Source organism: Rubripirellula tenax, from assembly GCF_007860125.1.
In the GTDB taxonomy this organism is placed as follows: domain Bacteria; phylum Planctomycetota; class Planctomycetia; order Pirellulales; family Pirellulaceae; genus Rubripirellula; species Rubripirellula tenax.
The window spans coordinates 582,883-591,978 of record NZ_SJPW01000003.1; the positions used below are offsets into that span (position 1 = coordinate 582,883).

Here is a 9,096-nt window from a genome sequence, read left to right on the forward strand (position 1 = left end):
ACCGTCACCCCTCACTGCATTCCTACTATGAAATTTCGCCTAAGCAGCTTCGTCGCGTCCGTCGTTTTCGTGTTATGCCTTTCGGTAAACGAAACGATTGCCCAGTCGCCGACCGAAAACGACTATTATCGCATCACCACGTTCCAGACTCCCGAGAACGAAGTCATCGAAGCGTGCGGTTTCCAGTGGATGCCGGATGGTCGTTTGGCCGTTTGCTCGCGCCGTGGCGACATCTTCATGGTCACACAACCGTTATCCGAAAAAGTGACTGCGGACCAATTCAGCCTGTTCGCGCGCGGCTTACACGAACCGCTTAGCCTTTCCGAAAGAGACGGTTGGCTTTACGCAACCCAACGACCCGAAGTCACTCGCATGAGCGACGTTGACGGCGACGGAGCAGCCGATATTTTTGAAACTTACGCAGACGGCTGGGGCGTATCGGGCGACTACCACGAGTATGCTTTCGGGTCGAAGTTCAACGACGACGGCGAAATGCTGATCACGTTGTGTTTGACCGGATCGTTTTCTAGCGCCGTGCCGTATCGAGGGTGGGCGATGAAGATCACCCCGGACGGTCGGACGATTCCTTTCACCAGCGGCGTACGTTCGCCCGGCGGCATGGGGGCCAACTTAGCCGGCGACGTCTTCTATACCGACAACCAAGGCCCGTGGAATGGAACATGCGGATTGAAAGTCCTGCAGCAAGGAAAATTCGTCGGTCACCCCGGCGGATGGGACTGGTACGACCTTGCCGAATCGACAATGGGAAAGCGCCCCGTTGCACCGAAGAGCGGAAGTCGTTTGTGGGTAGAAGCCGATCGAATCGACGAACTGGTTCCGCCGGCGATTCTGTTTCCGTACGACAAGATGGGCAAAAGTGCATCGGGAATCGCGTGCGATACGACCGACGGAAAGTTCGGTCCCTTCCCGGGCCAATTGTTTGTCAGTGATCAAACGCAAAGCAAGGTGATGCGAGTCTTTTTGGAACAGGTCGACGGAATCTACCAGGGTGCCTGTTTCCCATTCCGATCGGGATTCGCATCAGGAAACGTTGCCACCGAAATGTCGCCGTCGGGCGCGCTGTTTGTCGGTGGCACCAATCGAGGCTGGGGATCGGTGGGGAATAAGCCGTTCGCCGTCGAACGATTGGACTGGACCGGAAAGGTGCCTTTTGAAATCAAAGAAATGGCGTTAACGCCGGACGGTTTTTTGCTCACGTTCACACTTCCGGTCGACAAGTTGTCGGCTGGCAACGTCGACAACTATGCGATGTCAACGTACGCGTATGAGTATCGCGAACAGTACGGCAGCCCCGAAGTTGACCACACCGACCTGACGATCACGTCCGCCAAAGTGTCCGAAGATGGAATGTCGGTTCGATTGGTCGTCGACGGACTGCAACGGGGGCATGTTCACGAACTGCACGCCGCTGGGGTTCGCAGTGACAACGGCCTTCCGCTGCTGCACGCCGACGCGTACTACACCGCCAATCGGCTTCTCGTGAAGAATTGATGAAGATACGCGGTGCGGAAGATGAAGAAATCTCTTGCGCAAACACCATGTTGAGAGCTTGACTGCACATCGATGCCAGACCGTGGTGGTTTGGATAGCGGCATGGATGGCGTATTGCTGGTTCCCCCGCTGGGATCTACGGGCGTGGCGATGCCGTTCTTGCCGTTGGTAGTGGCAATCCATCGACCGTTCTGAAAGCGTTTGCAGATGCGTACTTGGAGTACTTTTGGCTCAGGGTATAGTCCCGAAATTCTCAATCTCCATTCCGTTTAACCTTCAACCGCACGAGCCCTCTCATGAAGGTCCGCTCTGTTCTTCTGTTTGCAACCCTCATACTTTTGGTTTGCCAAGGATGTGGTTCGAACGAAAGTAGTACTGTGATCATGCCAGGCGAAGACTATCAATTGAGCGAACAAGAAAAGGCGAATGCTCAGTTAGAGATGGAGATGCGAAAGAGTGGCGAGTGAGTCAAGTTTCCCTTTCACTTCATTTTCTCTTAAGGAAGGCGTCCCATGTCGCTAGCACGTTCTCGTCGCGGATCTAACCGCGGTTTCACTTTGGTGGAGCTCTTGGTGGTAATCGCCATCATCGGAGTCCTGGTCGGACTCCTGCTGCCTGCAGTCCAAGCCGCTCGCGAGGCTGCACGGCGAATGAGCTGTAGCAACAACTTCAAACAAATCGGCTTAGCGCTGCACAACTATCATTCGGCCTACAAAAAGCTGCCGATGCAAATGGGCGGTACGTCGCGGCCAGGCACGAACTGGTTCCAAGCCGGCGATCAAGCCAATCAACTTTCATTGGGTTGGCTTGTTGGTTTAACGCCATTTTTTGAACAGCAGGCCGTTTGGGAGCAGATCAGCAATCCCAGTGTCGTCAACTTGGCCGCCCCCGGAACCATTCGAAATCCGCCGTGGCCGGCGATGGGACCGACGATCACGGATGAAAACAACGTGAACGGCAGCGGCGTCAACACGCGCAACACTGCGTACGCGCCTTGGATGACCGAGATGTCCACGCTTCGTTGCCCAAGTGATCCGGGTACTGGTTTGCCGGCGATGGGACGAACGAACTACGCTGCATGCATCGGTGACGGCGTGGATTTCATGGCCGACGGTGCCTATTTTCCGAACTTGAATCCATCATCTGCTCGCGCAGAAAACATCCGGGCATCGGGACGTGGTGTGTTCGTCACCCGCATTGCGATGGGTTTCCGCGACATCCTTGACGGACTTTCAAATAGCATCGCCGCCGGCGAAATCACGACTGATTTAGGCGATCGCGACAAGCGGACCATCCCTCGCTTTGGCATTGGATTCACGAACGCGCGTGACAATCCGCTGTTTTGTCGCAACCAACCAGCCGGCCAAGGGCTCGACCCGCTTCGCCCACTGTTTTGGGCGTCGGGCGTTACCCAACTGGCAGCATCCAACCAAGGAAGAGGTTACCGCTGGGCAAGCGGCACCGCGACGTACTCGAGCATGAACACGATTCTTCCACCCAACTCGGAAGTCTGTGTCACGTTTTCTGATACTGGCCAAGGTATGTTTCCGCCCAGCAGTCGGCACCAAGGTGGTGTTCATATTTTGATCGCCGACGGTGCGGTCAAATTCATAACCGATTCGATCGAGGCGGGAAATTCGGCAACCGCAACGGTTCGTTTGAACGGCACCGGTGCCCAGTCACCGGGATCGAAGAGCCCCTACGGTTTGTGGGGTGCCCTAGGTACACGTGCTTCGAGGGAAACGGAGTCCATTGAAGATTGATCGACCGGCACGATCGAACTAGTTTGGTGACGGCTGCGTAACCCTTGTGTTAAACTAACGAATGGGCGGTGGAGGCGATTGATTCGCCTCTCCCGCCTTCGTTCGTTTGTCCGCGAGCTAATCCGGAGATCTAGCAGATGGCAGGTGACTTTTCCCAGACACAACCCGCTGCCGAAACGCTGGCATCCGAAAAGCCCTCGACGATTCATCCGCCGACCGGACGTGAAGTCGTCGCGGCCGGAATTTGGACGTTCTTAGCCGACGTGTTGATCTTTCGCTGCGAAGGGTTTACCGGGCCAGCCCTGTTCTTAGCCGCCGTTCCGATTTTGTTCTTTGGGTTGTTCCCAAAGATGCTGCGTCGGACGTCGGCGAAGTGGACGATTTGCTTCTTGGCCGTTGTGGTCGCCCGACTGATTTGGTCGGGTTCGGGATTGACGATCTTCTCGGGCATCGTGCTGGTCATCGCGATTTCGATGGTCGCAGCGGGAAGCGTGCCCCTGGTCTTGGAGGGCATCGTCTTGGCATCACGCGCTTTCTTCGACGGTGCGCTCAGCTTGGGTCGCTTCCACCTATCAAAGCATCTTGGACGCGGGGGGAAGCTGCCCTCGGGTTCGCTTTCGGTCTTGTTGCCCATGGTGGCGGCCGGCGTGTTCGGATCGATTTTTGTGTTTGCCAATCCCGACTTGTTGGATCGCGTTTCTAAGAATCTCTTCGACTTGGGTTCTCACTTGGTGAATTGGTTGACTGGGTTTTCCGTTTGGGAGATCCCATTTTGCATCACGGCTTTGCTGGTAGGCGTCGGGTTGATGCGTCCGGCCTTGCCAATGATTCGCTTTGGATCACTCGGGACCTCCGATGCGACGGTGCGATCGTCATCGCATTCTCAGTGGTATTCGGCATTTCGAAATACGCTGGTCACCGTGATCGGCTTGTTCGTGGCGTACTTGGGATTCGAATGGATGACGCTTTGGAAGCGAGAGTTTCCGGCCGGTTTCTACTACGCCGGCTATGCTCATCAAGGCGCCGCTTGGTTGACGTTTGCCCTCGCATTGGCCACCGGCATGTTGTCGCTGATTTTTCGCGGTTCGATTTTGAATGATCCGCGACTGGACTCACTTCGTAAGTTGGCCTGGATTTGGTCAGGTGCCAATTTGTTGCTTGCCGCGGCGGTTTACAACCGTTTGCTTATCTATGTTGGATACAACGGGATGACACGCATGCGAACGGTCGGATTTTTGTATCACGCTGGTTGTCGTCGGTTTTGTATTGGTGCTTTACAAGATCGGCCGACAGAAGAATTTTTGGTGGCTGTTGCGATCACAGTTGATTGCGTTCACGTTGACCGTGATCGCATACAGTGTCTTTCCCGTCGACTACGTTGCACATCGATACAACGCGGCGCGTGTGTCCAGTGGTTATTTAAAACCGTCTGTGATGATCGCGGTGAAGCCCATCGAGAACGAAGGCATATCGCCGCTATTGGCATTGGTCGATTGTCCCGATCCCATCATTCGTAACGGCGTCCGCGCGATGTTGGCCGAGAGGCAGTCGATGCTGGTCACGCCCAAAGACGAATCATGGACGGCTTACCAGGGCAGCACGAGCTGGCTGCGCCGTGTCTTGGACGCGAATCAATCGCAGTGGTCGGATTACACCGACCGCACCGCCCAAGGTGCCGCAATCAGCGAGTTCCGCCACTACGCGATGCAGTGGTACTGATCATGTGGTCGACCGATTCGCTTCCAGGCTGGTGATCGCCCTCGTCAATGCGATCGAGGCTTCCGCTTCTTCGCTGACGACGCAATCAACGCCGAGACTCTGCATTTTCTTCGCACTCGATTGATACCGACAACGAACGACCAGGTTTCCGTCGCGGTTGAGTTTGCGGACCGAGCGGACGACACGGACAGCCGTCGCATCATGAGGCAAGCAGACCACCGTGATTCCGCACTCGCTTACATCGGCCGCCATCAAGATTTGTCGATCGGTCGCATCACCGGCCACCGTGCGAAACCCCTCTTGGGCGAACAAGTGCAAATTGATTGGGCTGAGGTCGACAAGGCAAACGTCGTGCCCGGAAGTTTCCAATTGTGAAGCGATTCGACGTCCGATCGGTCCGGCGCCGATAACGACAGCTCGCTTGCTTGTCGTTTCGCGACCAAGTCGTTGCGGTTCAGCCGAGTCGGTGTGCTCGTCGGAGCCCGCCCATCGTAGGCCCAGTCGCATCAGCGGCGGCGTCAACACGAGCGACCCGACCGCAATCGCAACGACGCGCTGGTAGGCCAATTCGTCGACAACACCGGATTCGAGTCCCAGCAGAACCAACACGAACGCAAACTCACCGATGTGTGCCAATCCAAGCCCCATCCCGAACGCTCGTTTGAAGGACAGCCCTGTCAACTTCAGTGCGATCGTGGCCGCAATCGTCTTGATCACGATCACGCCCACGAGCCCGAAAATCATTTCAAGCGGCGCGGACAGGAACAATCGCGGATCGAAAATCAATCCCAAGCCGACGAAAAATACTGCGGCGAAAGTCTCACGAAACGGCAATACCAACGCATCGATTTGCTTGGTCCATCGATTGCCGTTAAAGATCAGCCCGGCCGCAAACGATCCGACCGCAGGCGGCAATCCGACCGAAAACGCCGCCAATGTGACGCCACCGAGCGACACGATCGTGAACAGGATGATCAGGTCGGGACTGCGGTAGCCCGCAAACAAGGGAATCACCCATCTCGCCAAAATCTTGCGGAGCCCGATCACAACGACAACAAAAACGATCGATGTTATCGCCAGGATCGAATACTGCGTGAAGCTGACTTCATTGTCGCCGCCCATCAGCAACGGTACCAACAAAAGCAGTGGTACCAACGCCGCATCTTGGAACAGCAGGATTCCGATCGCCCGTTGTCCATGCGACTGCTCGGACTGGCCACATTCCGATAGTGCCCGAAAGACCAAGACGGTTGAACTGAAAGCGACCGCCGCCCCGATCAGGACGGACGTCTGCCAACTCATCTGCATCTGCGCCAGCACGTACGCGACCGGCAATCCGACCAGCGTCATCTGGACCGTGCCGCCGATGACCAACTTCGTGCCCAGACGCTTCAAGTCATCGATCGAAAACTCGAGTCCGATCGAAAACAATAGAAAAAACACCCCCACCTCGGCGAACTGTTCCAACTGATGCTCGCTATCGGAGATCAGATTCAGCACGCCTTTTCCGACGATTGCGCCGACCACCAAATAGCCGACCAGCACGGATGCCCGCAGCCATCGACAGACCAGCCCGGCAACCAATCCGGCGCACAAGATGATCAACAGGTCGTGAACCAGTGATTGGGACATCAGCGACAGGCCTTCTTCGCCATTGGGTGCCGAAACGGGAAATTGAAATGTAGGATAGCGTCTAAAAATGACTTTTGACGAGCGACCGAAATTTCGATGCTCGCGAAACGTCGAAGTCGATCTTGGCCCGCAAAGAAGAATTGAGCTTGAAGAAACAACAACGCGCCGATCTGGTTCGGCAACAATTGGCGAAGCTCTATCCGGACCCGCCCATTCCCTTGGATCACAACGATGACTTCACCTTACTGGTCGCGGTGCTGTTGAGCGCGCAGTGCACGGACAAGAAGGTGAACGAAGTCACCCCAGAACTGTTTCGTCGGGGGCCGACGCCGGCGTTGATGACCCAGTTGGGCGAAGCCGAAATTTTGTCCATCATTCGGCCGCTCGGGTTATCGAACCAGAAAGCCAAGAATGTGGCCAAGTTGTCCGAGATCATCGTCAACGATTTCGGTGGCGAGATACCGCGCACGTTCGAAGGCCTGGAATCGCTGCCCGGTGTCGGTCACAAAACGGCCAGTGTTGTCATGGCCCAGGCGTTCGGTGTTCCTGCGTTTCCCGTCGACACGCATATCCACCGCTTGGCCCAGCGATGGGGACTGACCAGCGGAAAGAACGTGGTCGAGACGGAACGCGATCTGAAGAAGTTGTTCCCGGAATCGTCGTGGAACGAACTGCACTTGCAGATCATCTTCTACGGTCGCGAGCACTGCACCGCCCGAGGCTGCGACGGTACCAAGTGCGGACTGTGCGTCGAACTCTATCCGCGACGCAAGAAACCCGTCGTCTGGATCAAGCCTTGAAAGATTCATCGATCGGCATCGACGCGGACACCGAATCGATCATCGCAGCCAGAACGTCAACACGTCGCTGACTTGGTCCGAATCCAATTGCTCGTGAGCCGCCAATTCGTCCGCCAGCCCCGCGATGGCGGGCCAATACGGTTGGCGACCAAGATGATCGTGTAAGGTGACGATGATCTTTTCGAGCAGCCGAGTACGTCGCTCGGGATCGGCAACGATCGCTCCGCAGGTTTGCATCGCGCGATGCCAATCATCCTGCCAAGGACCGTAAAGTGCCGGATGCAGTGGTTCGCCCCGATAGATCATCTCGGCTACCGGACCGCCAAGAAACGTCATGATTTCTCGCTGGCGTTGGACATCCAGATTCGGATCCACCGTTCCCCAGTTCACGCGACAGTCGCCGAAGCGTTCCGGAAGATAGTCGTCGGCTTCCCCCCAAAGCTGCATCGAATCGACGTTCGCCCCCAATGCGTAGGCGACGACGGCGTGCCCCGCCTCGTGATACGCTGTTAGCGTTTCGTCGTCGTCGTGATTCAAGGAGATGTCACCTGTGCTAAAATGCCCGCTACGAAGATACTGTCGATGTTTTAGAAGAACCAGCTACCCCGCAAAATAGAATCATCGCGATGAAAGCTCTGCTGTTAACCGAATACGAAAAGATGGAAGTCACCGACGTCGACGAACCCGAAATGGGTGCTGATGACGTGCTGGTTCAAGTCGAAGCGTGCGGCATCTGCGGCAGCGATATCCACGGATTCGACGGCAGCACCGGACGCCGCATTCCACCTTTGGTGATGGGACACGAAGCGGCCGGGATCGTTGTCGATAGCGGTGTGAACGTAACGGACATGCCAAAGGGTACCCGTGTCACCTTCGATTCGATGGTCTCGTGTGGCAAATGTCACTTTTGTCGGCAAGGCAGCGGCAACTTGTGCGACAACCGAATGGTCCTTGGCGTGTCGTGTGAGGATTACCGACGTCACGGCGCGTTTGCCGAACGGATCAGCGTGCCGCGCCGGATCGTTTACACGTTGCCCGATTCGTTACCGTTCGAACATGCCGCCCTGGTCGAAGCGGTCTCGGTGGCCGTTCACGCGGCCGCGGTGACCCCGGTCAAACTTGGCGACACGGCGGTCGTCGTCGGGGCCGGAATGATCGGTTTGCTTGCCATTCAAGCGATCCGCGCTGCGGGCGCGACGCGAGTGATCGCCGTCGACTTGAACGACAAGCGTTTGGCGGTCGCGAAAGAGCTAGGTGCCGACGATGTCCTGCGAGCCGATCATTGCGACGTGCCTGCTAAGATTCGCGAAATGACCAATGGACGTGGCGCCGACGTTGCCTTGGAAGTCGTCGGTGCAACGCCAACGATCAAGACGGCGATCGAGTCCGTTCGCAAAGGCGGTTGCGTGACTTTGGTCGGCAACGTCGCGCCAACGATCGAGCTTCCCCTGCAATCGGTCGTGACACGAGAGATTCGTTTGCAAGGAACATGCGGTTGCAACGGAGAATACCCGCAGTGCATCGACTTGATGAATCGCGGCATCATCAACGTCGCTCCACTGATCACATCGATGATCGGTTTGTCGGACGGACCGAAGTGGTTCGAGCGATTGCATGCCGGTGATCCGGATCAAATGAAGGTTGTCATCCAGCCGCAAAAGGCTTAGTCG

The 9,096-nt window shown here is 56.4% G+C and carries 7 protein-coding genes and 2 pseudogenes; 7 read left to right on the forward strand and 2 right to left on the reverse strand.

The genetic code is table 11. The features are described from left to right. The first annotated feature begins 27 nt into the window (after positions 1-27). The 5 genes and pseudogenes from Poly51_RS12975 (at position 28) to Poly51_RS30415 (ending at position 4,994) form a co-directional block, all read left to right on the forward strand. Positions 28-1,512: a DUF7133 domain-containing protein gene (locus Poly51_RS12975; protein ID WP_146458111.1), complete on the forward strand. Its 1,485-nt coding sequence runs from the start codon at positions 28-30 to the stop codon at positions 1,510-1,512. 512 nt (positions 1,513-2,024) lie between these two features. Beyond that, complete coding sequence (locus Poly51_RS12980; RefSeq protein WP_146458114.1) at positions 2,025-3,275, forward strand: DUF1559 domain-containing protein; 1,251 nt, start codon at positions 2,025-2,027, stop codon at positions 3,273-3,275. Between the two features lie 350 nt (positions 3,276-3,625). Beyond that, positions 3,626-4,489: pseudogene (locus Poly51_RS31785) on the forward strand (DUF4153 domain-containing protein); the annotation flags it as partial. A gap of 55 nt (positions 4,490-4,544) precedes the next feature. Continuing rightward, a pseudogene (locus tag Poly51_RS31790) lies at positions 4,545-4,631 on the forward strand (hypothetical protein); the annotation flags it as partial. A 195-nt stretch (positions 4,632-4,826) separates the two neighbouring features. Beyond that, positions 4,827-4,994, forward strand: a complete 168-nt coding sequence (locus Poly51_RS30415) for a hypothetical protein (protein ID WP_222435866.1) — start codon at positions 4,827-4,829, stop codon at positions 4,992-4,994. On the opposite strand, the gene Poly51_RS12995 is transcribed toward Poly51_RS30415, so the two are convergent. After that, positions 4,995-6,626, reverse strand: a complete 1,632-nt coding sequence (locus tag Poly51_RS12995; RefSeq protein ID WP_146458118.1) for a cation:proton antiporter — start codon at positions 6,624-6,626, stop codon at positions 4,995-4,997. Positions 6,627-6,748: 122 nt separating this feature from the next. Here Poly51_RS12995 and nth point away from each other — a divergent pair, with 122 nt between their 5' ends. Beyond that, entirely contained in the window at positions 6,749-7,426 is a 678-nt protein-coding gene (nth, locus tag Poly51_RS13000) for an endonuclease III (protein ID WP_246114466.1), read from the forward strand. A 39-nt stretch (positions 7,427-7,465) separates the two neighbouring features. Here nth and Poly51_RS13005 read toward each other — a convergent pair whose 3' ends face one another. Beyond that, on the reverse strand, positions 7,466-7,963 hold the full coding sequence (locus Poly51_RS13005) for a cell division protein FtsH (protein ID WP_146458120.1): 498 nt from the start codon (positions 7,961-7,963) through the stop codon (positions 7,466-7,468). An 89-nt stretch (positions 7,964-8,052) separates the two neighbouring features. Between Poly51_RS13005 and Poly51_RS13010 the strand changes: the two genes are divergently transcribed. Next, the gene (locus Poly51_RS13010; protein ID WP_146458122.1) at positions 8,053-9,093 is read left to right on the forward strand and encodes a galactitol-1-phosphate 5-dehydrogenase; all 1,041 of its coding nucleotides are present in this window, start codon (positions 8,053-8,055) and stop codon (positions 9,091-9,093) included. The last annotated feature ends 3 nt before the right edge of the window (positions 9,094-9,096 follow it).

Coding starts and splice junctions, on each gene's coding strand:
- Poly51_RS12975 (WP_146458111.1), top strand. CDS start 28: ATGAAATTTCGCCTAAGCAGCTTCGTCGCGTCCGTCGTTTTCGTGTTA.
- Poly51_RS12980 (WP_146458114.1), top strand. CDS start 2,025: ATGTCGCTAGCACGTTCTCGTCGCGGATCTAACCGCGGTTTCACTTTG.
- Poly51_RS30415 (WP_222435866.1), top strand. CDS start 4,827: ATGCTGGTCACGCCCAAAGACGAATCATGGACGGCTTACCAGGGCAGC.
- Poly51_RS12995 (WP_146458118.1), bottom strand. CDS start 6,626: ATGTCCCAATCACTGGTTCACGACCTGTTGATCATCTTGTGCGCCGGA.
- Poly51_RS13010 (WP_146458122.1), top strand. CDS start 8,053: ATGAAAGCTCTGCTGTTAACCGAATACGAAAAGATGGAAGTCACCGAC.